Origin of the sequence: Ideonella benzenivorans (genome assembly GCF_020387415.1) — a bacterium.
GTDB lineage: Bacteria > Pseudomonadota > Gammaproteobacteria > Burkholderiales > Burkholderiaceae_C > Ideonella > Ideonella benzenivorans.
This window is the reverse complement of sequence record NZ_JAGWCB010000012.1, coordinates 345697-369736: the sequence shown is the minus strand read 5'-3', so window position 1 is coordinate 369736 and position 24040 is coordinate 345697. Positions and strand designations below refer to the sequence as shown.

Below are 24040 nucleotides of genomic sequence, written 5' to 3'. Positions count from 1 at the left end.
ATGATGGGCTGCTCTTTGGTGTCTTGCAGAGAAAGGCGCTGCGCTGACAAAATTGAGTAACACTCAAAAATGACAACCATGCCCACCACCGACACGCCCGCGCTGCCCGCCGTCCGCCGCGGCGGCACCAGTGCCCGCAGCGAGCAGCGCATGCGCGACATCCTGCGCGTGGGCCGCGAGGTCTTCGCCGAAAAGGGCTACGAGCGCGCCACCACCACCGAGATCGCCCAGCGCCTGGGCGTCTCCGAGGCCACGGTGTTCACCTATTTCCACGGCAAGCGCGAGCTGTGCGTGCGCGTCATCGCCGACTGGTACGACGAGATCATCGCGGCGATGGAGGGGGGCATGCCACCCGACCGGCCCGCGCGCGAGCAGCTGGCCTACTTCGTGCGCACCCACCTGCGGCTGTTCCTGATCCAGGGCACCGGCCTGTGCGCGCTGGTGCTGTCCGAAGGGCGCAGCAAGGGGCAGGATTTCGCCGAGGCCTTTCTGCCGCTGCAGCGCCGCTACACCGCGCCGCTGATGGACCTGCTGGCGCGCGGCCGCGAACGCGGCGAGATCCGCCAGGACCTGCCGCTGCGCCTGATGCGCGCGCTGGTGCTGGGGCCGGTGGAGCACCTGCTGTGGGAGGTCATCGGCCAGGGGGCCGCCGGGGCGGACAAGCTGGACGTGGAGGCCACCGCTGCCGCCCTGGTGGAGATGCTCTGGCCCGCGCTGGCCGCGCCCGAGGGGGAACTGGCGGCGCTGCGGCAGTTCCACCAGACGGTGGGCGAGGCCCTGGGCCGGGTGCGGGTGGCCGGCGAGGGTTGAGCTTGAATCTACATAGCGTTTCTACCTATCCTTGACCGGTTGGCGGCATTTGCGTCGCCGTGTCCAGGAGGGAAGGAACCCATGACCACCACCCCCGCGGCGCTGGAAGCGTTGCTGATGCAGCGCACGCTGTCGGACCCGGAGCTGCTGAGCGCGGCCAGCCAGGCGCCGGATTTCCGCATCCTGCCGGACGCCGCTGTGCTGAAGATCGGCGGCCAGAGCATCATCGACCGCGGCCGTGCGGCGGTGTACCCGCTGGTCGACGAGATCGTCGCGGCGCGCAAGGCGCACAAGATGCTGATCGGCACCGGTGCCGGAACCCGGGCGCGCCACCTCTATTCCATCGCCGCCGGGTTGAACCTGCCGGCCGGGGTGCTGGCCCAGCTGGGCGCCTCGGTGGCCGACCAGAACGCCGCGATGCTGGGCCAGTTGCTGGCCCAGCACGGCATCTCGGCGGTCGATGGGGCGGGCCTGTCGGCGGTGCCGCTCTACCTGGCCGAGGTGAACGCGGTGGTCTTCAGCGGCATGCCCCCCTACAAGCTGTGGGTGCGGCCGGGGGCGGACAACGTCATCCCGCCATACCGCACCGATGCCGGTTGCTACCTGGTGGCCGAGCAGTTCGGCTGCCGCCAGATGATCTACGTGAAGGACGAGGACGGCCTGTTCACGGGCAACCCCAAGACGGACAAGAACGCCACCTTCATCCCGAAGATCTCGGTCTCGGAGATGAAGACCAAGGGGTTGCAGGATTCGATCCTGGAGTTCCCGGTGCTGGACCTGCTGCAAGCGGCCCAGCACGTGCGGCAGGTGCAGGTCATCAATGGCCTGAAGCCGGGTCTGCTGACCCGGGCGCTGGCGGGCGAACACGTCGGCACGATCATCACCGCGGACTGAGGGAGCACGCCATGACGGACACCACCACTGGCATCAAGCACGTGGCCTCGGCGCTGGCGCGCCAGACCTTGCAGAACAACGAACTGACCCGCCCCGTGGCGGGGGTGAAGCCCATCCGCCTGCTGCCCTGGCTGCAGGTGGTGAAGATCGGCGGGCGCCTGCTGGACCGCGGCGCCACGGCCATCCTGCCGCTGGTCGACGAGATCCGCCGGCTGCTGCTCGAGCACAAGATGCTCATCCTGACCGGGGCCGGCCTGCGGGCCCGGCACGTCTACAGCGTGGGCCTGGACCTGGGCCTGCCGGTGGGTTCGCTGGCGCCGCTGGCGGCCAGCGAGGCCGGGCAGAACGGCCACATCCTGGCGGCCATGCTGGCGCCCGAAGGCGTCTCCTACGTGGAGCACCCAACGATCGCCAACCAGCTGTCCATCCACCTGGCGGCTTCGCCGGCGGTGGTGGGCAGCGCCTTTCCGCCGTACCACCACCACGAGTTTCCGGGCTCGCGCATCCCGCCGCACCGGGCTGACACGGGCGCCTTCCTGGCGGCCGATGCGCTGGGGGCGGCCGGGCTGACGGTGGTCGAAGACGTCGACGGCATCTGCACGACGGACCCGAACGGTCCGGAGGCCGGCAGCGCCGAGCTGCTGCGCGACATCAGCGCGGCCGAGTTGCTGGCGATGGACGGCCCGCTGCCGGTGGACCGGGCGATGCTGGAGACCATGGCCAACGCCCGCCACATCACCCATGTGCAGGTGGTCAACGGCCTGGTGCCGGGGCGGCTGACCGCGGCGCTGCGCGGCGAGCATGTTGGCACGCTGATCCGCACCGGCGCCCACACGGGCTGAGGGAGGGGCTCAGCCGTCCACCGGCTGGTGCGGGGTGGGCAGCGTGCGCTGCCAGAAGCCCAGGTCCAGCCAGCGGCCGAACTTGAAGCCGACCTGCGGCAGCGTCCCCGCATGCTGGAAGCCCAGCGACTCGTGCAGGGCGATGCTGCCGGGGTTCTGCATGTCGATCGCGGCGATCAGGGCATGCACTTCGTCGCGGGCCTCGGCCTGACGGAGCAGCTCGGTCAGCAACTGGCGGCCGATGCCGCGCCCCCGGTGGTCTTGGTGGACATAGACCGAATGTTCCACCGTGTACTTGAACGCGGGGTAGGCCCGGAACGGTCCCCAGCTGGCAAAACCCAGCAACTGGCCGGCCGCGTCGAAGGCACCGATGACCGGATACCCGCCGGCTTGCTTGGTGGCGAACCAATTGGCCATGGTCTCCAACGTGCGGGGCTGGTATTCGTACAGCGCGGTGCTGTGGGCAATGGCGTCGTTGAAGATGGCCAGGATGGCGGGCGCGTGTTCGGCGGCGACGCAGGGGCGCAGTTCGATGGCGGTCATGGGGGTGTGGGCAAAGAAGACAGTGGGGCGCGCTCAAGCGCGGGTCAGCACGACGACGTAGCGCGCGGGCGCGTCGCCGGGGTTGTGGAAGACGATGGGGGCGTCCAGTGTCATGGCCAGACAGTCGCCCGGGCCGAGGCGGTGGACAGTGGGGCCGACGGTGAGCTGCAACTGCCCTTCGAGCAGCCAGATCTGCTGCTGCACCGCATGCTGGCGGGGCAGGCTGTCGTAGGCCACCCGGGCCTGCGGCGGGAACTCGACCTCGACGATCTGGGTGCGGATGTCCGGCCCGGTGGGTGAGACGCTGCGCCGCAGGTAGCCGGAGGCCGGGTCGCGCCAGACGGTCTGGTCGGCTCGGCGGGCGATCGGCTCCGCGGGCGGTGGGTTGTCGAACAATGAGGCCAGCGGCACGTCCAGCGCCTGGGCCAGTCGGTCCAGCAGCACGGCGGTGGGGTTGTTTTCACCGCGCTCGATCAGCGAGATCATCGAGCGGCTGACGCCGGAGCGGTTGGCCAGCGCGTCCAGCGACAGACCGCGCTCGCCGCGCAGGCGGCGCACCTGTTCGGCAATGCGGGCGTTCAGGTCCACCAAGGGCTCTCTCATATTGGATGAATATTCCAATATATTGAAATGGAACGCAAGCCCCGCTGGATCCATGCATCCCGCCGGGCTTCATCGCGGCCTCATCGGCGTTCGCTACCATCCGCAGCTTCTGTGTCATTTCTAGCAAGGGGAATCGCGATGGCGATGGACGTGGTCGACTATGAAATCAAGGGTTCGGAAATGCAGTTCGTCGAGGTCGAACTGGATCCGGGCGAAGCCGCGGTGGGGGAAGCCGGTAGCCTGATGTTCATGGACGCGGGCATCGGCATGGACACGGTGTTCGGTGACGGCGCCAAGTCCACCGGCGGGCTGTTCGGCAAGCTGCTGGGCGCCGGCAAGCGGCTGATCACCGGCGAGTCGCTGTTCACGACGGTCTACACGAACCAGGCCAGTGGCAAACAACGTGTGGCCTTTGCCGCGCCGTACCCGGGCAAGATCCTGCCGATGGACCTGCAGAAGCTGGGCGGCATGCTGATCTGCCAGAAGGATGCCTTCCTGTGCGCGGCCCGCGGCGTGTCGCTGGGGGTGTACTTCCAGCAGAAGCTGTCGGTCGGTTTCTTCGGCGGTGAGGGCTTCATCATGCAGAAGCTTGAAGGCGATGGCCTGGCCTTTGTGCATGCGGGCGGCACGGTGGTGCGCCGCGAACTCCAGCCCGGCCAGACCCTGCTGGTGGACACGGGCTGCGTGGTGGCCTTCACGCCCGATGTGAATTTCGAGATCCAGTACGTGGGCAAGGTCAAGACGGCGCTGTTCGGCGGTGAGGGCCTGTTCTTCGCCAAGCTGACCGGCCCGGGCACGGTCTGGCTGCAGAGCCTGCCGTTCTCGCGCCTGGCCAGCCGCATCTTCGCGGCTGCGCCGCAGATGGGCGGCTCGCGCGAAGAAGGCTCGGTGCTGGGCGGCTTCGGCGCTGGTGGTCTGCTGGGCTCGGTGCTGGGCGGCGACGACGAGTGAGGCCCCTGGGCGCCGGCAAGCCGCTGGCGCCCGACGTATGCTGCGCGACATGAAGCTCCTGTTGGATTCGTTCTGGCGCGCGGCCGCCTACCTGATGCGGCCGCGCGTCATCGGCCTCACGCTGCTGCCGCTGCTGATCGCGGGCGGGCTGTTCCTGGCTCTGGGGTATTTCTTCTGGGAGCCGGCTGTCTCGACGGTGCGCCTTCAGCTGGAGCACTGGGCCCTCACCGAGGCCGTGTTGCGCTGGATGGACACCTACACCGGGCCCAGCTTCCGCGCGGTGATGGCGCCGATGATCATCGTCGCCTTGGCGGTGCCGGTGGCGGTGGTGTTGTCGCTGTTGCTGGTGGCCTTGCTGATGATGCCGGCGCTGGTCAGTCTGGTGGCCGAGCGGCGCTTCCCCCGGCTGGAGCGTCGTCGCGGCGGCACCCTGTGGGGCAGCGCTGCCCGTTCCGGGCTCTACACGCTGGTGGCGCTGGTGGCGCTGGTGCTCACGGTGCCGCTGTGGCTGATTCCGCCACTGGCGCTGGTGGTTCCGCCGCTGATCTGGGGCTGGCTGACCGCCAAGGTGATGACCTACGACGCGCTGGCCGAGCACGCCAGCGCGGAGGAGTTCAAGCAGCTGGCGGAGCAGCACCACTGGCCGCTGCTGCTGATCGGGCTGGTGTCCGGTTTTCTCGGCGCGGCGCCGTCGCTGATCTGGGCGGTCAGCGCGATGGCGCTGGTGCTGGCCCCGCTGCTGATGGTGGTCTCCGTGTGGCTGTACACGCTGGTGTTCGCCTTCTCCTGCCTGTGGTTCGTCCACTACCTGCTGGCGGCCCTGTCCCGTCTGCGGGAGTCGGCTGCTCCGGTGCCGGCCCCGGTGGCGGTGGTGGAGGAGCTGCCGCCGGCGGACCCCGGCGCGCCTGCCGCTTGAACCATGCCCCCGTCCTGGGGGCGCATTGCTGCGAGATCTTCATGCATTTCGGCCTCATCATCATCGGCGACGAGATCCTGTCCGGACGCCGCCAGGACAAGCACTTGCCCCGCGTCATCGAGCTGCTGGGCGCGCGGGGGCAGAGCCTGTCCTGGGCGCGCTACATCGGCGATGACCGTGGCCAGATCACGACGGCCTTGAAGGAGGCCCTGGCCAGCGGGGATGTGGTGTTCTCCTGCGGCGGCATCGGCGCCACGCCCGATGACCACACCCGCCAGTGCGCCGCGCTGGCCAGTGGCCAGTCACTGCAGCTGCATCCGGGGGCCAAGGCCCTCATCCAGGAGCGCATGCAGGACGTGGCGCGCGAGCAGGGCGTGGCCTATGAGCCGGAGCGGGCGGACAACCTGCATCGCCTCAACATGGGGGTGTTCCCGGCCGGGGCCACGCTGATCCCCAACCCCTACAACAAGATCCCGGGCTTCTCGCTCGGGCGGGTGCACTTCGTGCCCGGCTTTCCGGTGATGGCCCACCCGATGATCGAATGGGTGCTGGACCACTGCTATGCGGACCTGAAGCCGCAGGCCCACCGGGAGGTGTCGCTCTACGTCTTCGGGGTCAATGAGGCCTCGCTGACGCCCTTGATGGAGTCGATCGAGGCAACTTACGCGGGCGTGAAGGTGTTCAGCCTGCCCAGCGTCGATCATCCGGAGCGGGGGCTGCACATCGAACTGGGGGTCAAGGGCGAGCCCGAAGCCGTGGCCGCGGCCTTTGCCCACCTGCAGGCCGAATTGGCGCGGCGTCCCGGCGTCCGGACCCAGCCGGCCGAATAAGTCCAATTTGGTGCGCTTTCGTTGCACCAAGTTGGGATGTTTGCGCCCCAAATCGGATTTGTCGACCCCTCATCCGGCGCACGCCGATCGGCGGCGGTGCATCATGACGCCGGATTTCGCAACGCTGCGGCGCAGATCGACCGAGTGGGCTGAGCGGGATCACCATTTGTGGGCATGGTTTCTGCTACATTTTTCCCCGCCGTGATGCCCTGGACGCCGTTGAATCGGCGTGCGCTCCAGTCCGACATCCTCCGAGCATTTGTTGACAACTCATCCGCCAGGAGCCTTTTTGATGGCCAAGACCGTCGCCGATGTGATGAAGCTGGTGAAGGACAACGAAGTCAAGTTCGTTGACTTCCGCTTCACCGATACCCGTGGCAAGGAGCAGCACGTGTCTGTGCCTGTGTCCGCCTTTGACGAAGACAAGTTCACTTCGGGCCACGCGTTCGATGGTTCGTCGATCGCCGGCTGGAAGGGCATCGAAGCCTCCGACATGCTGCTGATGCCGGATCCGAACACGGCCAACATCGATCCCTTCTTCGAAGAGCCGACCCTGATCCTGACCTGCGACGTCATCGACCCGACCGATGGCAAGCCCTACGAGCGCGATCCGCGTTCGCTGGCCAAGCGCGCTGAAGCCTACATGAAGGCCGCCGGCCTGGGCGACGCCGCCTACTTCGGTCCGGAACCCGAATTCTTCGTGTTCGACAGCGTCCGCTGGGAAGCCAACATGTCCGGCTCGTTCGTCAAGATCGAATCGGAAGAAGGCGCCTGGAACTCCGGCAAGGAATACGAGCACGGCAACACCGGCTACCGTCCCACCGTCAAGGGCGGCTACTTCCCGGTGCCCCCGGTCGATGGTGGCCAGGACATGCGTTCGGAAATGTGCCTGCTGCTGGAACAGCTGGGCATTCCGGTCGAGGTGCACCACCACGAAGTGGCCAACGCCGGCCAGATGGAAATCGGCACCAAGTTCAGCACGCTGGTCCAGCGCGCCGACTGGCTGCAACTGCAGAAGTACATCATCGTGAACGTGGCCCATGCCTATGGCAAGACCGCCACCTTCATGCCCAAGCCGATCGTCGGTGACAACGGTTCCGGCATGCACGTGCACCAGTCCGTGTGGAAGGACGGCAAGAACCTGTTCGCTGGCGACGGCTATGCCGGCCTGAGCGAGTTCGCGCTGTACTACATCGGCGGCATCATCAAGCACGCCCGCGCCCTGAACGCCATCACCAACCCCGGCACCAACAGCTACAAGCGTCTGGTGCCTGGCTTCGAAGCCCCGGTGAAGCTGGCCTACTCGGCCAAGAACCGCTCGGCCTCGATCCGCATCCCGTACGTGGCCAACCCGAAGGGCCGCCGCATCGAAGCGCGCTTCCCGGATCCCTCGGCCAACCCGTACCTGGCCTTCGCCGCGCTGCTGATGGCCGGTCTGGACGGCGTGGAAAACAAGATCCATCCGGGCGAAGCCGCCACGAAGGACCTGTACCACCTGCCGCCGGAAGAGGACAAGCTGATCCCGACCGTGTGCCACAGCCTGGATCAGGCGCTGGACTACCTGGACAAGGACCGCGCGTTCCTGACCAAGGGTGGCGTGTTCACCGACGCCTTCATCGATGCCTACATCGACCTGAAGATGCAGGAAGTCACCCGCTTCCGCATGACCACCCACCCGATCGAGTTCGACATGTACTACGCCCTGTGATGGGTGCGTGAGACATGAACAACCGGAAGGGGGCGGCGTTGCCGTCCCCTTTTTTTTCGGGTGACAATGCCCTCATGAAGCCGCGTTTCGTGCACTCTCTCCCCCGGTTCCGGACGATGGCGGCAGCCTGTCTGGTGATGACGGCCGCGTCGGGCTGGGCCCAGAGCGGGTCGGTCTACTACATCTGTCCGGGCAATGTGTTCACGAACACGCTCTCGCCCAAGGAGGCGGCCCAGAAGGGCTGCAAGGCCAAGGAGGCGCGTGAGCCGACGACCATTGCCGGTCCCCGTCCGCGCAGCACGCCCAGTGCCTCCTCGGGGGGCGCCGCCGCCAGCGACGCCAAGGTGGACCGCAGCGAACAGAAGGCGCGTGACAGCGATGCCAAGCGCATCCTGCAGGACGAGCTGCGCAAGGCGGAGGGCGAACTCGAGGCGCTCAAGAAGGAATACAACAACGGCGCTCCCGAGCGCCGGGGTGATGAGCGCAACTATCAGAAATACCTGGACCGCACGGCCGAATTGAAGGCCGCCATCACCCGCAAGGAGGCGGACATTGCCGCCATCAAGCGAGAGTTGGGCAAGACGGATCAGGGCAAGCCGGCATCCTGAAGGTGAAATTGCTGCGTTCGCTTGAATCCTCCGAGGCCCGGGCCTGGGAAAGCTTCGACCTGCTGGCCACGATGGTGGCGGTGGTCCAACCCGACGGCACCTGCCTCTACGCCAACGCGGGCCTGGAGACCATGATCGGTCAATCCCGCCGCTCGCTGGTCAAAAGCTCTCTGCTCGACTGGTTCCGGGAGCCCGCCACGCTGCACGAGGCCATCCAGGCTGTCTCGCGCAACGAATTCGCCACCCGCCGCTTCGAGGGCGCGCTGCGGCGCAGCCTGGTGGGTTACACCGAACCCCTGCCGGTCCATGTGATCGTCAGCCAGACCGAGGCCTCGCACCAGCACATCCTGGTCGAGATGCTCGAGATCGAGCAGCAGACCCGGCAGGACCGCGAGGAACGGGCCCTGGGGCAGGCGCAGATCACCAAGGAGCTGATCCGCAACCTGGCCCACGAGATCAAGAACCCGCTGGGCGGCATCCGCGGCGCGGCCCAGTTGCTGGCGATGGATCTGCCCTCGCCCGAGCTGACGGAGTACACCCAGGTCATCATCCACGAGGCCGACCGGCTGCAGACCCTGGTGGACCGCCTGCTGGCGCCGCACCGCAAGCCGCATGTGATCGGCGACGTGAACATCCACGAGGTCTGCGAGCGGGTGCGGGCGCTGGTGCTGGCCGAGCATTCCCGGGGGCTGGAGGTCGAACGCGACTACGACGCCTCGCTGCCGGAGTTCCGCGGCGACCGCGAACAGCTGATCCAGGCGCTGCTCAACATCGTGCACAACGCCTGCCAGGCTCTGGGCGATCGCATTGAGCAGGGCGATGCCCGCATCGTGCTGCGCACGCGCGTGGCGCGCCAGGTGACGATTGGTAAGCAGCGCTATCGACTGGCATTGGAATTGCATATCGAGGACAACGGACCAGGCGTCCCTGACAGTCTCAAGGAGCGCATCTTCTATCCCCTGGTGTCAGGGCGTGAAGGTGGCTCGGGACTCGGGCTCACGCTGGCGCAGACGTTCGTCCAGCAACACCAGGGCACGATCGAATGCGACAGTGAGCCGGGACGCACGGTCTTCAAGATCCTGATTCCGCTGCCCTGACGCAAAGATCGAGCCCATGAAACCCATCTGGATCGTCGACGACGATCAATCCATTCGCTTTGTGCTGGAGAAGGCGCTGACGCGCGAGCAGCTGCCGGTGCGCAGTTTCTCCAACCCTCGCGAAGTGCTGGCCGCGCTGGCCGACGACGAACCCCAGGTGCTGGTGAGCGACATCCGCATGCCGGGGGGCTCGGGCCTGGACCTGCTGGGCAAGATCAAGGAGCAGTTGCCCAACCTGCCGGTCATCATCATGACCGCCTACTCCGACCTGGACAGCGCGGTGTCGGCGTTCCAGCGCGGGGCGTTCGAGTACCTGCCCAAGCCCTTCGACCTGACCAAGGCGGTGGAGCTGATCCGCCGCGCGGTCGAGGAGAGCCTGCGCGAGGAGGTCAATGACGAGCGCAACCTGCCGGTGCCCGAGATCCTCGGCCAGGCGCCGGCGATGCAGGATGTCTTTCGCGCCATCGGCCGGCTGTCGCAGAGCAATGTCACGGTGCTGATCACCGGTGAATCGGGCTCCGGCAAGGAACTGGTGGCCCGCGCCTTGCACCGACACAGCCCGCGCGGCGAGCAGGGCACCAACGGCCCGTTCATCGCGATCAACACGGCCGCGATCCCCAAGGACCTGCTGGAGTCCGAGCTGTTCGGCCACGAGCGGGGGGCTTTCACCGGTGCGCAGACCATGCGCCGCGGCCGCTTCGAGCAGGCCGATGGCGGCACGCTGTTCCTGGACGAAATCGGCGACATGCCCTTCGACCTGCAGACCCGCCTGCTGCGGGTCCTGTCGGACGGGCAGTTCTACCGCGTCGGCGGGCACCAGCCGCTCAAGGCGAATGTGCGCGTCATCGCGGCGACCCACCAGAACCTGGAACAGCGGGTGCGCGATGGCGTGTTCCGCGAGGACTTGTTCCACCGCCTGAACGTGATCCGTCTGCGCCTGCCACCGCTGCGCGAGCGGGCAGAGGACGTCCCGGCACTGGCCCGCTTCTTCCTGCAGAAGAGCGCCAAGGAGCTGGGCGTGGAGCCCAAGCGCATCACCGATGAGGCGCTGGAGCGGCTCAAGACCTTCAGCTTTCCGGGCAACGTGCGGCAGCTGGAGAACGTCTGCCACTGGCTGACGGTGATGGCGCCCGCCCAGGTCATTGAAAGCAAGGACCTGCCGCCCGAAATCCTGAACGCCCCCTCGGTGATGGCGGCACAGGACGGGGCGACAGCGGCTCCGGCCGGCGGGGCCTTGCCCAGTCCGGCCGCCGTGGCGAGCGAGTCGTCGCCGAGCGGCGCGGTGGCGCTGGCGGCGGCCCCGACCGGAGAGGCGGCCGCGGCAACGGGCGATCCGCGCTGGCTGAGTGATCTGGAAGTCGAGGCCCGCCGCCTGCTGGAATCGGGCTCGCCCGAGGTGTGGGATCTGCTGACCCGTCAGTTCGAGGCCCGTCTGATCCGCACCGCCCTGCACATCACGCGCGGGCGACGCATCGAGGCGGCGCAGAAGCTGGGTATCGGCCGCAACACCATCACCCGCAAGATCCAGGAGCTGTCGCTGGACGACTGAGGCGCGGCCTCAGTCCTTCAGCGTGACGATCACCGGTGCGTGGTCGCTCGGGCGCTCGTTCTTGCGTGGGGCCTTGTCGATCTCGCAGGCCGTCACCTCGGGCTGGAGGGCGGCGCTGACCAGGATGTGGTCGATGCGCAGGCCCTGGTTCTTGCGGAAGGCCAGGTTGCGGTAGTCCCACCAGCTCCAGCTCTTGGGCGGTTGCTCGAACAGCCGGAAGGCATCGGCCAGGCCCAGGGCCAGCAACTGCTGGAAGTGGGCCCGCTCTTCCGGCGTGCAGTGGATCTGCCCGGCCCAGGCCACCGGGTCGTAGACGTCGCGGTCTTCCGGCGCGATGTTGAAGTCGCCCATCAGCACCAGCCGGGGATGCTGGGCCAGTTCCTCGGCCAGCCACTGGCGCAGCGCGTCCAGCCACTGCATCTTGTAGGCGAACTTCTCGCTGCCCGGGGCTTGGCCGTTCGGAAAGTAGGCGCCCACCACCCGCAGCCCGCCGGCGGTGGTGCCGGCGATCACACGGGCCTGCTCGTCGGCAAAACCGGGAATGTTCTTGACCACCGCGCTGGCCGGCTGGCGGGTCAGCAGGGCCACGCCGTTGTAGGTGCGCTGGCCATGGAAGGCCACCGCGTAGCCGGCCGCCTCGATCTCGGCATGGGGGAATTTGTCGTCGGTGAGCTTGGTCTCCTGCAGGACCAGGGCGTCGACAGGGTGGGCGGCGAGCCAGTCCAGCAGCTGGGGCAGGCGCACGGCCAGGGAATTCACGTTCCAGGTGGCGAGTTGCATGGCGGCATCCTAGCGAAAGATGCCTCTTTTCTCCGGGCACAGCGGCATGCCCTTTGCTAAACCTGTGCCTTATGTCTGTTACACCAGGAAACCCCTTTGCCCGCTTGCTCGCCAGGCTGAGCGTGGGGCGCAAGCTGCTGCTGATCTACCTGCTGGATCTGTGCGCCGTCATCTATGTCACCAGCATTCTCGTCAACGAGAAGTTCATCTTCATCGACTTTGCCCGCAAGGAGATTGCCGGCAACGTCTACATCAGCACGCTGCGCGACACCCTGATCGACGGGGCCCGCCTCGGGGCCCATGCGCCGCCGGAGCTCAGCTGGTCGCAGCACATCCAGCGCCTGCAGGCGCAGGAGGCTGAACACGGCGCCGGCATGCAGAGCACCGACCTCAACCAGCGTCTGGTGGCGGCGCTGGCGCCGGCCCCCAGCGCGTCGGCGGTCATCGGGGAGGGGCGTGACCTGCTGACGCGCCTGGGCAACCAATCCAACCTGATCCTCGACCCGGACCTGGACAGCTACTACATGATGTCGCTGATCCTGTTGCGCTACCCGGAGTTGCTGGAGACGCAGCATCGCATCGCCTCGCATCTGGCCGATCGGCAGGGGGGGGCCCGGGCCACGCAGTACCTGGTGCTGGAAGGGCAGCTGGACGCCACGCTGCACGGCATCCAGTCGGATTGGTCGGAGGCCGTGGCGGCGCGGCCGGCGCTGCAGCAGATCCAGGGGGTGCGGGAGGCGGCGCTGGTCAGCACGCTGGAAGGTTTCCGGGGGGCGGCGCGCCGCTGGGTGGAGGCTCCGGACGACCCGGCCGCCCAGGTGGCCCTGAGCACGGCCCAGCAGGCCCTGCTGACGCAGCTGCGCGAGACCTGGCGTGGCGCGGGGGATGCCCTCAACATGATGCTGGAGCAGCGTGTCTCCAGCCTCTACACCCGCATGTGGATGCACCTGGGCACGGCGCTGTTCCTGCTGAGCTGCATCCTGGGCATGGTCTACATGGTGGCCCAGCAGATCCGCCTGCCGCTGCGTCGCCTCTCCCATGTGGTGGACACCGTGGGCCGCACCGGCGACCACAGCCTGCGCGCCGAATGGACCAGCCACGACGAGATCGGCCGGCTGGTGACGGGTTTCAACGGCATGCTGGAAGAGCTCGACCGTGCCCGCCAGGAACAGCAGGAGTTGACCGCGCGCGCCCGGGCGGCCCATGCCCAGCAGGCTCTGCTGGAAGCCACGCCGATCGCCATCGTCGTGACCGCCATTCCGGGCCACGAGGTGCTGCATGCCAATGCCCCCGCCGAAACCTGGCTGGCCGGGCGGCGGCGCGATCCCTGGGCCACCGGCCTGGAGCCGGCGGTGCGGATCCGCTTCTTCCAGCAGCTGGCCGACCGTGGTGCGGTGGACGAGTTCGAGGTGCGCTGGCATGCCGGCAACGAGACCTCCTGGGCGGTGCTCTCCGGTCGCCGGGTGGAATACCAGGGCCAGGACGCGCTGCTGACGCTGTTCACGCCCATCAACCACCTGAAGCTGATGGAGCGTCGGCTGGAGCTGTGGGCCAAGGTCTATGAGGCCTCTTCCGAAGGCATCCTGATCGCCGATGCCGACCGGCGCGTGCTGTCTGCCAACCAGGCCTTCTACCGCTCGACCGGGCGGGACCTGGGCGAGGTGGTGGGGGCGGCCCCGGAGGCCCTGTTCCAGGTGCCGGCGGCCATGCTGGAGACCCTGTGGGCCACGGTGCAGAAGCGCGGCACCTGGCAGGGCGAGTTGCGGCTGAAGCGGCGCAATGGCACCGACTTTCCAGCCTGGCTGATGGTGAGTGGTGTGCGCGAGCCGCAGGGTGCCTGGTCGCACTACATCTTCACCTCGATCGACATCAGCGACCGCAAGAAGAGCGAGGAGCGCATCCAGTACCTGGCCCACCACGACACCCTGACCGGCCTGCCCAACCGCACGCTGTGCATCGAGCGCCTGCGCATGGCCTTGCAGCAGGCGCAGCGCACGGGTGAGCACGTGGCCCTGCTGTTCGTGGACCTGGACCGCTTCAAGGACATCAACGACACGCTGGGCCACCATGTGGGCGACGGGGTGCTGCGCTCGGTGGCCAAGCGGCTGTCGGACGCGGTGCGCGGGGGCGATACCGTGAGCCGCCTGGGCGGTGACGAATTCATCATCGTGCTCAGCGGCGTGCATGGTGCCGAGGAGGTGAGCCAGGTGGTGGAACAGCGGCTGATCCCGCTGATCCGCGCGCCGCACGAGGTCAATGGCCAGCAACTGCACGTGTCCTGCAGCGTCGGCATCGCGATGTACCCGGACGACGCGGACGAACTGGACCTGCTGATGCGGCATGCCGACACCGCGATGTACCAGGCCAAGGCCGAGGGCCGCGACAGCGCGCAGTTCTACAGCCAGGAAATGACCGAGCGCGCGCAGCAGCGCCTGAGCATGGAGGCCGCGCTGCGCGAAGCCGCCGATGGCGAGGGCCTGATGCTGTACTGGCAGCCGCGGGTGGCCGCCGGCAGCGGCGCACTGGTCGGCGTGGAGGGCCTGCTGCGCTGGCAGCATCCGGAACTGGGGTCGGTGCCCCCGGTGCAGTTCATTCCGGTGGCCGAGGAATCCGGCCTGATCGTGCCGATCGGCGCCTGGGTGATCGAGGAGGCCTGCCGGCAGATCCAGTGCTGGCAGACCGAGGGGCGGATGCCGCGCGAGGTGTCGGTCAACATCTCGGCCGTGCAGCTGCGCCACCCGGGCCTGCTGGACCACCTGCGGGCCTGCCTGCAGCGCTGCCAGGTGCCGCCAGGCGTGCTGGAGCTGGAGCTGACCGAGTCCATGCTGATGGACGGTGCCGAGGCCAACCTGGTCGTGCTGCACGAGATCCGGGCCCTGGGCGTGGGCATCGTCATCGACGACTTCGGCACCGGCTATTCCAGCCTGAACTACCTCAACCGCTTCCCGATCGACCGGCTGAAGATCGACCGCTCCTTCGTGCTGGGCATGCTGGAAGACAGCACCCACCTGGCGGTGATCCACGCGGTGATCGGCCTGGGCCACACCCTGGGCCTGAGCGTGGTGGCCGAAGGGGTCGAGCGGGAGGACCAGGCGAGCGCGTTGCGCGAGGCCCATTGCGACGAGCTGCAGGGCTATCTGTATGGCCGGCCCATGCCGGCCGCCGAGCTGGCGCGCTGGATGCAGGCCCGGGAGAGCGCCCCACCGGCGTGAGCCAGCGGGCGGCTCAGAGGTGCAGGGCCGCCGCCACGCCGATCAACAGGCCCAGCACACCGCCACCAATGGTCAGCCACTCCAGCCAGCGTTTGCGGGTCAGCAAGGCGATCGCCGCCAGGGCAATGGCCACCTGCAGCACCGTGGTGGCCTGGGCCCAGCGGTGATGCAGGTGCAGCTGCTCTTCAGAGCGCTGGTCCCATGCCAGGGATTCCTTCTCCAGCGCTTCGGCCTTGGCCTTGATCTCTTCCTTCTCGGCCTTGTAGCGCTGCACCTGTTGCGCGTACTCGTCGCGTTTGTCGGCCGGCACCAGCACCACCGCCAGTTCGGCCAGATTCTGCTTGCTGCCCTTGGCCTGGTAGTAGTTCCACTGGTCGTTCGCCTCGGTCTTCTTGATGGCGGCGCTGTTCTTGTCCAGCACCGCATTGGCCTGGGCTGCGCCGCCCATGTAGGAGAACAGGGCGCCGACCGTGGCCAGCACGGCGGTCACCACCGCCAGCTGGCCGGCCATGCCGCTCGGGTTGGCGTGGGCCGCGTGCTCCAGTTCGTGTTCGTGGGGGCCGTGGACGTGAAAGCTGTTGCCTGACATGGTGAGCGTTGGGAATCAAGGCCGGACCGGCCGGCGTGCATAGGTGACAAAGGCATAGCCGGGCCCGCCCGCCGGGGCGGCCTGGGCGGGGCGGCGCTCGATTTCGACGAAGGCCTCGTGATCCCAATGCGGGAAATGGGCATCGCCGTCGTAGTCGCGGTCCAGCTCGGTCAACACCAGCTGGTCCGCGCGTGGCAGGGCCTGGCGGTAGAGCTGCTCGCCGCCGATCACGAAGGCCTGCGGTGCCGCCTGCAGCCGCAGCAGCGCTTCATCCAGCGAGGCCACCACCTCCGCCCCCTCGGCCACGAAACCAGGTTGGCGGCTCAGCACCACATTGCGCCGGCCTGGCAGCGGGCGAAAGCGCGGCGGCAGCGACTCCCAGGTCTTGCGGCCCATCAGCACCGGGGCGCCGCGGGTGGTTTCGCGGAAGTGCGCCATGTCCTCGGGCAGCTGCCACAGCAGCTGGTTGTCGCGGCCGATCACGCCGTTGCGGGCCACGGCGGCAATCAGAACCAGCACGGTCGGGCGGATCATCGGGTGCGCCTCAGACGGCCACCGGGGCCTTGATCAACGGATGGTGCTGGTAGTCCAGCACCTCGAAGTCCTCGGGGGCGTAGTCGAAGATGGACGCGGGCTGGCGCCTGATGTTCAGCCGCGGGTAGGGGTAGGGCGTCCGGGCCAGCTGGGTCTGCACCTGCTCGACGTGGTTGTCGTAGATGTGGCAGTCGCCGCCGGTCCAGATGAACTCGCCCACGTCCAGATCGCATTGCTGAGCCAGCATGTGGGTCAGCAGCGCGTAGCTGGCGATGTTGAAGGGCACGCCCAGGAAGATGTCCGCGCTGCGCTGGTAGAGCTGGCAGCTCAGCTTGCGCCTGCCGTTGGGGCCCAGCTCGGGCGAGACGTAGAACTGGAAGAAGGCGTGGCAGGGCATCAGCGCCATCTGGTCCAGATCGGCCACGTTCCAGGCGCTGACGATGATGCGGCGCGAGTCCGGGTTGGCCCGGAGGGTGCGCACCACCTCGCTGATCTGGTCGATGTGACGGCCATCGGGGGCGGGCCAGTTGCGCCACTGCACGCCATAGACCGGGCCCAGGTCGCCATCGTCGCGGGCCCATTCGTCCCAGATGGTGCAGCCGCGCTCCTGCAGCCACTTCACGTTGCTGTCGCCGCGCAGGAACCACAGCAGCTCGACGATCACGGCCCGCAGGAAGACCTTCTTGGTCGTGACCAGCGGGAAGCCTTCGTTCAGGTCGAAGCGCATCTGGTGGCCGAACACGCTGCGCGTGCCGGTGCCGGTGCGGTCGCCCTTGGCCACGCCATGCTCGAAGACATGGCGCATGAAGTCCTCGTACTGGTGGCGCACCGGGCGCGGAGTGGGCAGGTCAGTCGGGCGGGTCATGGGCGGGCAGGCGGGGGAGGGCAACGGCGGCGGGGCGCGTTCGTGGGCGCCCCGCCGGAGAGGGCGCGATTTTAGGCCGTCGACCGCCCACCCGCGCTCAGCCCTGCGGCTGGGTCTCGCTCAGGAAGATCTCCACCCGGCGGTTGCGGGCGCGGCCCTCGGTGGTTGCGTTGTCGGCGATCGGCTGCTTGGAGCCCTTGCCGTCAATGGAGATGCGGGTGGGCGAGACGCCGCGCATCACCAGATAGTCCCGCACGCTGGCAGCGCGGTCCACCGACAGCGGGTTGTTGATCGCGTCGTTGCCGGTGCTGTCGGTGTGGCCGACGACCAGCACCCGCATGTTGCCGTCCAGGCCGGCGGCAAACTTGTCGAGCACCGGGTGCAGTTCCGGCCGCAGCGCGGAGCGGCCGACGTCGAAGCTGATGTCGCTGGGCACGTTGACCTGCAGCCGGTTGTCGGCCGTGCGGTTCACCTCGATGCCGGTGCCTTTCGTGGCAGCCTCCATCTGGCGGCGCTTGTCTTCCATGTGCTTGGACCAGATGTTGCCGGCCACGGCTCCCACGGCGCCGCCGATGAGCGCGCCGGTGCCGGCCTTGCCGCCGGTGGCGGCGCTGATCACCGCGCCGCCGACCGCACCGATCGCGGCCCCTTGGGCCGTGCCTCGTTCACGTGGACCCATGTCGGCGCAGCCGCTGCACGCCAGCGCCACGGCCAGGGCGGCACCGGTGCCGCGCAGCAGGGCCGGTGTGCGGACGAGCGAAGTCAGGGGAGTGTTCATGTGTTTTCTCCTGGAAAACGGGTGGACAAGGAACGAGCGGAACGCCATTTCACGCCAGTCAGGCGAACTTGGACAGCCCAAAGACCCAGTCCGGCTGCTGGTCTTTGCCTTCGCCGGCGGAATTGTTTGCTTGGGCAAATATCATCTAGCTCATGAATTCGTCGCTCCCTCCAGCAGACTTCTACCGGCCGTCCGAGTTCCGGCCGGAGATCAGCGTGGGTTACCTGATGCGGCGGGTGCTCAGCAGCGTCCTGACGGCGGCCGACCAGGAACTGGCGGCCTGGGATGTCACGCATGCGCAGTGGATGCCGCTGTTCAAGCTGTTCACCTGCGGCCAGTTCACGGTGGCGGGGCTGGCGCGCGACATGCAACTGGACCCCGGCGCCACCACCCGGCTGCTGGACCGGCTGGAGCGCAAGGGCTTGTTGCGGCGTGAGCGCTCCACCACCGATCGGCGGGTGGTGAATCTGGTGCTGACACCGGCGGGCGAGGCCATCGCGCGCCAGGTGCCGGAGGTGCTGTGCAAGGTGCTCAACCAGCACCTGAGCGGCTTCACGGCCGACGAATGGTTGCTGCTGCGCCAGATGCTCGAACGCATCCTGAGCAACAGCGCGGCGCTGAGCGCCGCCTCCCGGGACCCCTCCGCGCCGGAGGGCGGGGCGGCTTCCTCTTCTTGATCCCCTGACGGGGCTTTCCGATGAACAGGTTCTTGCATCTTGTGACACAAAACCAAGCCGGCCGCCGGTTGGGTGGGCTGGCCGGGGCGGCCACGCTGGCCTTGTTGGGCGCCTGCGCCCTGCCGGGGCCGGAATCCACCGGGGCGCCGATGTACGGCGCCGAGCGCGTGGGCCTGGCCGGCCCGGCGGATGGCATGGCCCTGGGCAGCGACTGGTGGCAGACCTTCGAGGACCCGCAGCTGGCCCGGCTGATCGGCCAGGCGCTGGCGGCCCACCCGACGCTGGCCCAGGCCGAGGCGCGCGTGGCCCAGGCCCGCGCCCAGGCGGACATGGCGCATTCGGCCACCGCGCCGCAGGTGACGCTGAGCACCAGCGTGATCCGTCAGCGCTTCAGCGCCAACAGCCTGTATCCGCCGCCTTATGGTGGCGGCACCTACAACAGCGGCGCCCTGGATGGTGTGCTGAGCTGGTCGCCCGACTTCTTTGGCCGCCTGGATGCCCAGTGGGCCGCCCGGGTGGACCAGGCCCATGCCGCCGAGGCCGATGCCGCGGCCGCCCGGTTGACGCTGGCCGGGCAGGTCAGCCGCGTCTACCTGCAACTGGGCCGGCTGCTGGCACAGAAGCGCGTGGCCGAGCGCACGCTGGCGCAGCGCGAGCAATTGCTGAAGCTCACCCATCAGCGGGTGGTGGCCGGGCTGGACACGGCACTGGAACAGACCCAGAGCGAAGGGGCCTTGCCGGATGCCCGCGTGCAGATCGAGGCCCTGGACGAGCAGGTCATGCTGGCCCGTCACGCCCTGGCCGCGCTGACCGCCCAGCCCATCCAGGCGCTGGACAGCCTGACCCCGTCATTGCCGCAGGCCGGCCTGAGCCCCACGGGGCATCGCCTGGGGGCCGACCTGCTGGCCCGCCGGCCGGATGTGGCAGCGGCGCGCTGGCGCGTCGATGCCGCCGGCGCCGCGGTGCGCAGCGCCCGGGCCGAGTTCTACCCCGACGTGGAGATCAGCGCCCTGGTCGGCCTGTCGGCCCTGGGCCTGAACAACCTGTTCGAGTCCGGCAGCCGCGAGTGGAGTGCCGGTCCGGCGTTGCACCTGCCCATCTTCGAAGGTGGGCGCCTGAGCGCCCAGCTGGGCAGCCGCGAGGCCGAACGGGACGCGGCCGTGGCCCAGTACAACGCCACCGTGCTGGGCGCGGTGCGCGAGGCGGCCGATGCGCTCGGTTCGCTGCAGTCCCTGGCCCGGCAGCAGACGGAGCAGTCGGCCGCCCTGGCCAGCGCCGAGAAGGCCTGGCGCATCGCCCAGGACCGCTACCGTGCCGGCCTGACCAATTACCTCAGTGTGCTGAATGCCGAGAGCCAGTGGCTGGCGCAGCGCCGCACCAGCGTGGATTTGCAGGCCCGCCGGGCGACCGCCGTGGTGGATTTGTCCACCGCGCTGGGCGGCGGCTGGCAGGCCCCGTCCTCGTCGAGCGCGGCCGCCTCGGCCCCGCAGGCCCTCTGAGCTCTCAACCGACTTCCTGACAACATGAACGATTCCATCGCAAGCAATGCCACGGCCCGGCGCCGTGGCCTGACCCTGATCGCTGTGGCCGTGCTGCTGGCCGGTGCCGGCTGGGGCACCTGGCACTGGGTGCTGGGCCGCCACCTGGAGGACACCGACAACGCCTACGTGGCCGGCAACGTGGCGCAGATCACGCCGCAGGTGGGGGGCACCGTGGTGTCCATCCAGGCCAACGAGACCGACTTCGTCAAGGCGGGGCAGCCGCTGGTCCAGCTCGATCCGGCCGATGCGCGGGTCGCGCTGGACCAGGCCGAGGCCCAGCTGGCGCAGACCGTGCGCGAAACGCGCGGCCTGTTCGCCAACAGCGGGGCACTGCAGGCCCAGTTGGCCTTGCGCGAGGCTGACTTCGCCCGCGCCCAGGCCGAGCTCGGTCGGGCCCAGGATGACGTGGGCCGCCGCAGTGCGCTGGTTGGCAGCGGGGCCGTGGGCAAGGAAGAGTTCCAGCACGCCAATGCCCAGCTGGTGGCCGCGCGCAACGCCGCGTCGGCCGCCCAGGCTGCGGTGGCCGCCGCCCGCGAACAGCTGAATGCCAGCCAGGCCATGATCGAGGGCACCAGCGTGGCCGAACACCCGGCCGTGCAGCGTGCCGCTGCCAAGGTGCGCGAGTCCTACCTGGCCCTGCAGCGGGTGTCGCTGCTGGCGCCGACGGATGGTCAGGTGGCCAAGCGCAGCGTGCAACTGGGCCAGCGTGTGCAGGCGGGTTCCCCGCTGATGACCTTGGTGGCGCTCAACGACCTGTGGGTCGATGCCAACTTCAAGGAAAGCCAGCTGAAGGGCCTGCGCATCGGCCAGCCGGCTGAGCTGGAGGCCGATGTCTACGGCGGCAAGATCGTCTACCACGGCAAGGTGGTGGGCCTGGGCGCCGGGACCGGCGCAGCCTTCGCACTGCTGCCGGCGCAGAACGCCACTGGCAACTGGATCAAGGTGGTGCAGCGCGTGCCGGTGCGCATCGCACTGGACCCGCAGGATCTGAAGGCGCACCCGCTGCGGGTCGGCCTGTCGATGAACGTGACGGTGGACACCACCGACCAGTCCGGCAAGCTGCTGTCCGACCAACCGTCCACCCGGCCCGCAGCCGCCACCAGCGTCTACGACGCCCAGGACCGGGACGCCGATGCACTGGTCAAGAAGCTGATCGCGGCCAACCTGGGGCACGGCGTGGACAAGCCTGCCGCGCTGCTGACCAAGACGGTGCGCTGACGCGCCGGCCTCTTCAAGGAAGACTCTCTTCATGAGCCAGGCTACTTCGGCGGTCAACGAGCCGGCCCCGCTGCATGGCATGCCCCTGCTGCTGGGCACCATCTCGCTGTCGCTGGCCACCTTCATGAACGTGCTGGATTCGTCCATCGCGAACGTGTCCATTCCCGCCATCGCGGGGGATCTGGGCGTGAGCCCCAACCAGGGCACCTGGGTCATCACCAGCTTCGGTGTGGCCAACGCCATCTCGGTGCCGCTCACCGGCTGGCTGGTCCAGCGCTTCGGGGCCGTCAAGCTGTTCACCTGGAGCGTGCTGCTGTTCGTGATCAGCAGCTGGCTGTGCGGTTTTGCGATGTCGCTGGAGACGCTGGTCGCCTTCCGCGTGCTGCAGGGCCTGGTGGCCGGGCCGATGATTCCGCTGTCGCAGACCCTGCTGCTGGCCAGCTACCCGCGGACCAAAGCCGGCATGGCGCTGGCCCTGTGGGGCATGACGACGCTGGTGGCGCCGGTGGTCGGGCCGCTGCTGGGCGGCTGGATCACCGACAACATGTCCTGGCCCTGGATCTTCTACATCAACGTGCCGGTGGGCCTGCTGGCTGCCGCGCTCACCTGGGGCATCTACCGCCACCGCGAGACCGCCACCCGCAAGCTGCCCATCGACACGGTGGGGCTGGCGCTGCTGGTGCTGTGGGTGGGCTCGCTGCAGCTGATGCTGGACAAGGGCAAGGAACTGGACTGGTTCCAGTCCAGCACCATCGTCACGCTGGCGCTGGTGGCCGTGGTGTCGTTTGCGGCCTTCGTGGTCTGGGAGCTGACCGACGAGCACCCGGTGGTGGACCTGAAGCTGTTTGGCGGGCGCAATTTCGCCTTCGGCACCATCACGCTGTCGGTGGCCTATGGCCTGTTCTTTGGCAACGTGGTGCTGATGCCGTTGTGGCTGCAGCAATGGATGGGCTACACCGCGACGGATGCCGGCATGGCGCTGGCACCGGTGGGCGTGCTGGCCATCCTGCTGACGCCGCTGGTCGGGCGCAAGGTGGGGGAGTGGGATCCGCGGGCCATGGCCACCGGGGCCTTCATCGTGTTCGCGACCGTGCTGTGGATGCGCTCGAACTTCACCACCGACACGGACTTCGTCCACATTCTGTTGCCGACGGTGCTGCAGGGCGCTGCAATGGCGTTCTTCTTCATCCCGCTGACCACGATCACCCTGGCCGGGTTGAAGCCCGAGCGCATCGCGGCGGCGGCGGGGCTGTCCAATTTCGTGCGGATCACGGCCGGGGCGATGGGCACCTCCATCGCCACCACGGTGTGGGAAAACCGGGCCACCCTGCACCATGCCCGCCTGACCGAGCAGCTGCCGGTGGGCTCGCAGGTGCTGCAGGGGGCCCAGGTCGGTCTGGGCCAGACCGGGGCGGACGCTGGCCAGGCGCTGGGTCTGATCAACCGGCTGATCGACCAGCAGGCCTTCACCCTGGCGGCGGACGATGTGTTTCTGGTGTCATCGCTGATGTTCCTCGCGCTGTTGGGGGCCATCTGGCTGACCCGGCGGCCGGCTCCGCACGGTGGCGCGACGCCGGTGGATGCCGGCGGTGCGCACTAAGCACGCGGGCAGCCCTTCAGCGCGACCACGGACGTGACGAAATGTGGTCGAATGAGGTCTCGGCTTGCGAGAACGCACGGATGGGTATGCGCAATCACCCGGGCCACTGGCCCCTTCGTCTGTCACGGGCACTGGAGCACCTGGGTTGGCCTTCGGCCCGGGGCTTCCAGCTGGGCTTGGCCTTGGTGGTCGGCGCCATTGTGGCTGGCGTGCTGCTGACACTGGACCATGTGTCCTGGACGGCGGCGGTGTTGGGTGGGGTGGTGGCGGCCGTGCCGGCTCTGCTGACCGGGCATGTCGCCCTGAACCTGGCCCGGGCGCTGGCCCAGTCCAGCGAGCAGCGTGAGCTGTTGAGCCTGGATGACGAACTGGCCGGGGTGGGCAACCGCCGCCAGTTCCTGCGTCTGGCCGAGCGCGACTGGGCCCGCTGCCGCCGCTATGGTGATGACGGTGCGATGCTGTTGATTGACATCGATTACCTGCGCCGCATCAACGAGACGATGGGCCAGCGCTGCGGTGATGCGGTGCTGCTGGAAGTGACCCGGCGCGTCAGCGCCACGCTGCGCCAGTCCGATGTGCTGGCGCGCTTTGGCGGTGCCGTGCTGGCGGTGTTCCTGCCCCACACCGATCCGCTGGGGGCGCTGGATGCGGCCGAGCGCATCCGGCAGCAGGTGGCCTCTACGCCGTTCCGCTGGGACAAGGCCCATCTGGTGGTCACGGTCAGCGTGGGGGTGGCCCATGTGCACGCCGGCCAGCTGGCCCTGGAAGGGCTGATCCAGGAAGTGGAAGCGGCCCTGCACGCGGCCAAGGATGCGGGCCGCAACTGCGTGCGGGCCGCGCCGATCCAACCTCGGCAAAGCGACCCGTCCAAGTCGGTCACCCCGGGCTGACCGGG

The 24040-nt window shown here is 68.4% G+C and carries 23 protein-coding genes; 16 read left to right on the top strand and 7 right to left on the bottom strand.

The features are described from left to right. Positions 1-78 precede the first annotated feature (78 nt). The 3 genes from KGA65_RS14460 to KGA65_RS14450 all read left to right on the top strand — a co-directional run bounded on the left by KGA65_RS14460 (position 79) and on the right by KGA65_RS14450 (position 2546). Positions 79-810 (top strand): TetR/AcrR family transcriptional regulator, encoded by a 732-nt coding sequence (locus KGA65_RS14460; protein ID WP_225863818.1) that lies wholly within the window; start codon positions 79-81, stop codon positions 808-810. Between the two features lie 81 nt (positions 811-891). Beyond that, entirely contained in the window at positions 892-1704 is an 813-nt protein-coding gene (locus KGA65_RS14455; protein WP_225863817.1) for an amino acid kinase family protein, read from the top strand. Between the two features lie 11 nt (positions 1705-1715). Beyond that, positions 1716-2546 carry an amino acid kinase family protein gene (locus KGA65_RS14450; protein WP_225863816.1) on the top strand — a complete coding sequence of 277 codons (831 nt, stop codon included), beginning with the start codon at positions 1716-1718 and terminating at the stop codon, positions 2544-2546. Positions 2547-2555: 9 nt separating this feature from the next. On the opposite strand, the gene KGA65_RS14445 is transcribed toward KGA65_RS14450, so the two are convergent. Further along, on the bottom strand, positions 2556-3089 hold the full coding sequence (locus KGA65_RS14445) for a GNAT family N-acetyltransferase (RefSeq protein ID WP_225863815.1): 534 nt from the start codon (positions 3087-3089) through the stop codon (positions 2556-2558). 33 nt (positions 3090-3122) lie between these two features. After that, positions 3123-3692 (bottom strand): helix-turn-helix domain-containing protein, encoded by a 570-nt coding sequence (locus KGA65_RS14440; RefSeq protein ID WP_225863814.1) that lies wholly within the window; start codon positions 3690-3692, stop codon positions 3123-3125. Between the two features lie 138 nt (positions 3693-3830). Between KGA65_RS14440 and KGA65_RS14435 the strand changes: the two genes are divergently transcribed. The 7 genes from KGA65_RS14435 (at position 3831) to ntrC (ending at position 11351) form a co-directional block, all read left to right on the top strand. Next, positions 3831-4643: a TIGR00266 family protein gene (locus KGA65_RS14435; protein ID WP_225863813.1), complete on the top strand. Its 813-nt coding sequence runs from the start codon at positions 3831-3833 to the stop codon at positions 4641-4643. A 49-nt stretch (positions 4644-4692) separates the two neighbouring features. Then, positions 4693-5559, top strand: coding sequence for an EI24 domain-containing protein (locus KGA65_RS14430; protein ID WP_225863812.1), 867 nt, complete (start codon positions 4693-4695; stop codon positions 5557-5559). Positions 5560-5600: 41 nt separating this feature from the next. Further along, positions 5601-6389 carry a competence/damage-inducible protein A gene (locus KGA65_RS14425; RefSeq protein ID WP_225863811.1) on the top strand — a complete coding sequence of 263 codons (789 nt, stop codon included), beginning with the start codon at positions 5601-5603 and terminating at the stop codon, positions 6387-6389. Positions 6390-6681: 292 nt separating this feature from the next. Next, the gene (gene glnA, locus KGA65_RS14420; protein ID WP_225863810.1) at positions 6682-8097 is read left to right on the top strand and encodes a type I glutamate--ammonia ligase; all 1416 of its coding nucleotides are present in this window, start codon (positions 6682-6684) and stop codon (positions 8095-8097) included. Positions 8098-8171: 74 nt separating this feature from the next. Next, positions 8172-8705: a hypothetical protein gene (locus KGA65_RS14415; protein ID WP_225863809.1), complete on the top strand. Its 534-nt coding sequence runs from the start codon at positions 8172-8174 to the stop codon at positions 8703-8705. A gap of 71 nt (positions 8706-8776) precedes the next feature. Then, positions 8777-9802 (top strand): nitrogen regulation protein NR(II), encoded by a 1026-nt coding sequence (glnL, locus tag KGA65_RS14410; RefSeq protein ID WP_225864116.1) that lies wholly within the window; start codon positions 8777-8779, stop codon positions 9800-9802. A gap of 16 nt (positions 9803-9818) precedes the next feature. Continuing rightward, positions 9819-11351 carry a nitrogen regulation protein NR(I) gene (gene ntrC / locus KGA65_RS14405; RefSeq protein WP_255650554.1) on the top strand — a complete coding sequence of 511 codons (1533 nt, stop codon included), beginning with the start codon at positions 9819-9821 and terminating at the stop codon, positions 11349-11351. Positions 11352-11360: 9 nt separating this feature from the next. Here the strand turns inward: ntrC and KGA65_RS14400 are convergent, their stop codons facing one another. Further along, positions 11361-12131 carry an exodeoxyribonuclease III gene (locus tag KGA65_RS14400; RefSeq protein WP_225863808.1) on the bottom strand — a complete coding sequence of 257 codons (771 nt, stop codon included), beginning with the start codon at positions 12129-12131 and terminating at the stop codon, positions 11361-11363. A 104-nt stretch (positions 12132-12235) separates the two neighbouring features. Between KGA65_RS14400 and KGA65_RS14395 the strand changes: the two genes are divergently transcribed. After that, positions 12236-15343 (top strand): EAL domain-containing protein, encoded by a 3108-nt coding sequence (locus tag KGA65_RS14395; protein WP_310740970.1) that lies wholly within the window; start codon positions 12236-12238, stop codon positions 15341-15343. Positions 15344-15356: 13 nt separating this feature from the next. Here the strand turns inward: KGA65_RS14395 and KGA65_RS14390 are convergent, their stop codons facing one another. From KGA65_RS14390 to KGA65_RS14375, 4 genes are all read right to left on the bottom strand, one after another. Beyond that, positions 15357-15932 (bottom strand): DUF4337 domain-containing protein, encoded by a 576-nt coding sequence (locus tag KGA65_RS14390; protein ID WP_225863806.1) that lies wholly within the window; start codon positions 15930-15932, stop codon positions 15357-15359. Positions 15933-15947: 15 nt separating this feature from the next. Continuing rightward, on the bottom strand, positions 15948-16466 hold the full coding sequence (locus KGA65_RS14385) for a dihydrofolate reductase (RefSeq protein WP_255650553.1): 519 nt from the start codon (positions 16464-16466) through the stop codon (positions 15948-15950). A 10-nt stretch (positions 16467-16476) separates the two neighbouring features. Continuing rightward, positions 16477-17331, bottom strand: a complete 855-nt coding sequence (locus tag KGA65_RS14380) for a thymidylate synthase (protein WP_225863805.1) — start codon at positions 17329-17331, stop codon at positions 16477-16479. 97 nt (positions 17332-17428) lie between these two features. Next, the gene (locus KGA65_RS14375; RefSeq protein ID WP_225863804.1) at positions 17429-18109 is read right to left on the bottom strand and encodes a YiaD family glycine zipper/OmpA-like lipoprotein; all 681 of its coding nucleotides are present in this window, start codon (positions 18107-18109) and stop codon (positions 17429-17431) included. A 152-nt stretch (positions 18110-18261) separates the two neighbouring features. On the opposite strand from KGA65_RS14375, the gene KGA65_RS14370 reads away from it, so the two are divergent. From KGA65_RS14370 to KGA65_RS14350, 5 genes are all read left to right on the top strand, one after another. After that, entirely contained in the window at positions 18262-18786 is a 525-nt protein-coding gene (locus KGA65_RS14370; RefSeq protein ID WP_225863803.1) for a MarR family winged helix-turn-helix transcriptional regulator, read from the top strand. A 41-nt stretch (positions 18787-18827) separates the two neighbouring features. Next, complete coding sequence (locus KGA65_RS14365; RefSeq protein WP_225863802.1) at positions 18828-20285, top strand: efflux transporter outer membrane subunit; 1458 nt, start codon at positions 18828-18830, stop codon at positions 20283-20285. Between the two features lie 24 nt (positions 20286-20309). Beyond that, complete coding sequence (locus KGA65_RS14360) at positions 20310-21545, top strand: HlyD family secretion protein (protein WP_225863801.1); 1236 nt, start codon at positions 20310-20312, stop codon at positions 21543-21545. Positions 21546-21576: 31 nt separating this feature from the next. Beyond that, positions 21577-23145 carry a DHA2 family efflux MFS transporter permease subunit gene (locus KGA65_RS14355; protein WP_310740969.1) on the top strand — a complete coding sequence of 523 codons (1569 nt, stop codon included), beginning with the start codon at positions 21577-21579 and terminating at the stop codon, positions 23143-23145. An 80-nt stretch (positions 23146-23225) separates the two neighbouring features. Beyond that, positions 23226-24035, top strand: a complete 810-nt coding sequence (locus KGA65_RS14350) for a GGDEF domain-containing protein (RefSeq protein WP_225863800.1) — start codon at positions 23226-23228, stop codon at positions 24033-24035. Positions 24036-24040: the final 5 nt, after the last annotated feature.

What these genes read in the sequence shown, in the direction of transcription:
- KGA65_RS14425 (WP_225863811.1), top strand. Translation starts at nt 5,601, where the DNA reads ATGCATTTCGGCCTCATCATCATCGGCGACGAGATCCTGTCCGGACGC.
- KGA65_RS14415 (WP_225863809.1), top strand. Translation starts at nt 8,172, where the DNA reads ATGAAGCCGCGTTTCGTGCACTCTCTCCCCCGGTTCCGGACGATGGCG.
- ntrC (WP_255650554.1), top strand. Translation starts at nt 9,819, where the DNA reads ATGAAACCCATCTGGATCGTCGACGACGATCAATCCATTCGCTTTGTG.
- KGA65_RS14350 (WP_225863800.1), top strand. Translation starts at nt 23,226, where the DNA reads ATGGGTATGCGCAATCACCCGGGCCACTGGCCCCTTCGTCTGTCACGG.
- KGA65_RS14445 (WP_225863815.1), bottom strand. Translation starts at nt 3,089, where the DNA reads ATGACCGCCATCGAACTGCGCCCCTGCGTCGCCGCCGAACACGCGCCC.
- KGA65_RS14455 (WP_225863817.1), top strand. Translation starts at nt 892, where the DNA reads ATGACCACCACCCCCGCGGCGCTGGAAGCGTTGCTGATGCAGCGCACG.
- KGA65_RS14370 (WP_225863803.1), top strand. Translation starts at nt 18,262, where the DNA reads ATGAATTCGTCGCTCCCTCCAGCAGACTTCTACCGGCCGTCCGAGTTC.
- KGA65_RS14390 (WP_225863806.1), bottom strand. Translation starts at nt 15,932, where the DNA reads ATGTCAGGCAACAGCTTTCACGTCCACGGCCCCCACGAACACGAACTG.
- glnA (WP_225863810.1), top strand. Translation starts at nt 6,682, where the DNA reads ATGGCCAAGACCGTCGCCGATGTGATGAAGCTGGTGAAGGACAACGAA.
- KGA65_RS14360 (WP_225863801.1), top strand. Translation starts at nt 20,310, where the DNA reads ATGAACGATTCCATCGCAAGCAATGCCACGGCCCGGCGCCGTGGCCTG.
- KGA65_RS14440 (WP_225863814.1), bottom strand. Translation starts at nt 3,692, where the DNA reads ATGAGAGAGCCCTTGGTGGACCTGAACGCCCGCATTGCCGAACAGGTG.
- KGA65_RS14400 (WP_225863808.1), bottom strand. Translation starts at nt 12,131, where the DNA reads ATGCAACTCGCCACCTGGAACGTGAATTCCCTGGCCGTGCGCCTGCCC.
- KGA65_RS14450 (WP_225863816.1), top strand. Translation starts at nt 1,716, where the DNA reads ATGACGGACACCACCACTGGCATCAAGCACGTGGCCTCGGCGCTGGCG.
- KGA65_RS14355 (WP_310740969.1), top strand. Translation starts at nt 21,577, where the DNA reads ATGAGCCAGGCTACTTCGGCGGTCAACGAGCCGGCCCCGCTGCATGGC.
- KGA65_RS14435 (WP_225863813.1), top strand. Translation starts at nt 3,831, where the DNA reads ATGGCGATGGACGTGGTCGACTATGAAATCAAGGGTTCGGAAATGCAG.
- glnL (WP_225864116.1), top strand. Translation starts at nt 8,777, where the DNA reads ATGGTGGCGGTGGTCCAACCCGACGGCACCTGCCTCTACGCCAACGCG.
- KGA65_RS14380 (WP_225863805.1), bottom strand. Translation starts at nt 17,331, where the DNA reads ATGACCCGCCCGACTGACCTGCCCACTCCGCGCCCGGTGCGCCACCAG.
- KGA65_RS14460 (WP_225863818.1), top strand. Translation starts at nt 79, where the DNA reads ATGCCCACCACCGACACGCCCGCGCTGCCCGCCGTCCGCCGCGGCGGC.
- KGA65_RS14375 (WP_225863804.1), bottom strand. Translation starts at nt 18,109, where the DNA reads ATGAACACTCCCCTGACTTCGCTCGTCCGCACACCGGCCCTGCTGCGC.
- KGA65_RS14385 (WP_255650553.1), bottom strand. Translation starts at nt 16,466, where the DNA reads ATGATCCGCCCGACCGTGCTGGTTCTGATTGCCGCCGTGGCCCGCAAC.
- KGA65_RS14430 (WP_225863812.1), top strand. Translation starts at nt 4,693, where the DNA reads ATGAAGCTCCTGTTGGATTCGTTCTGGCGCGCGGCCGCCTACCTGATG.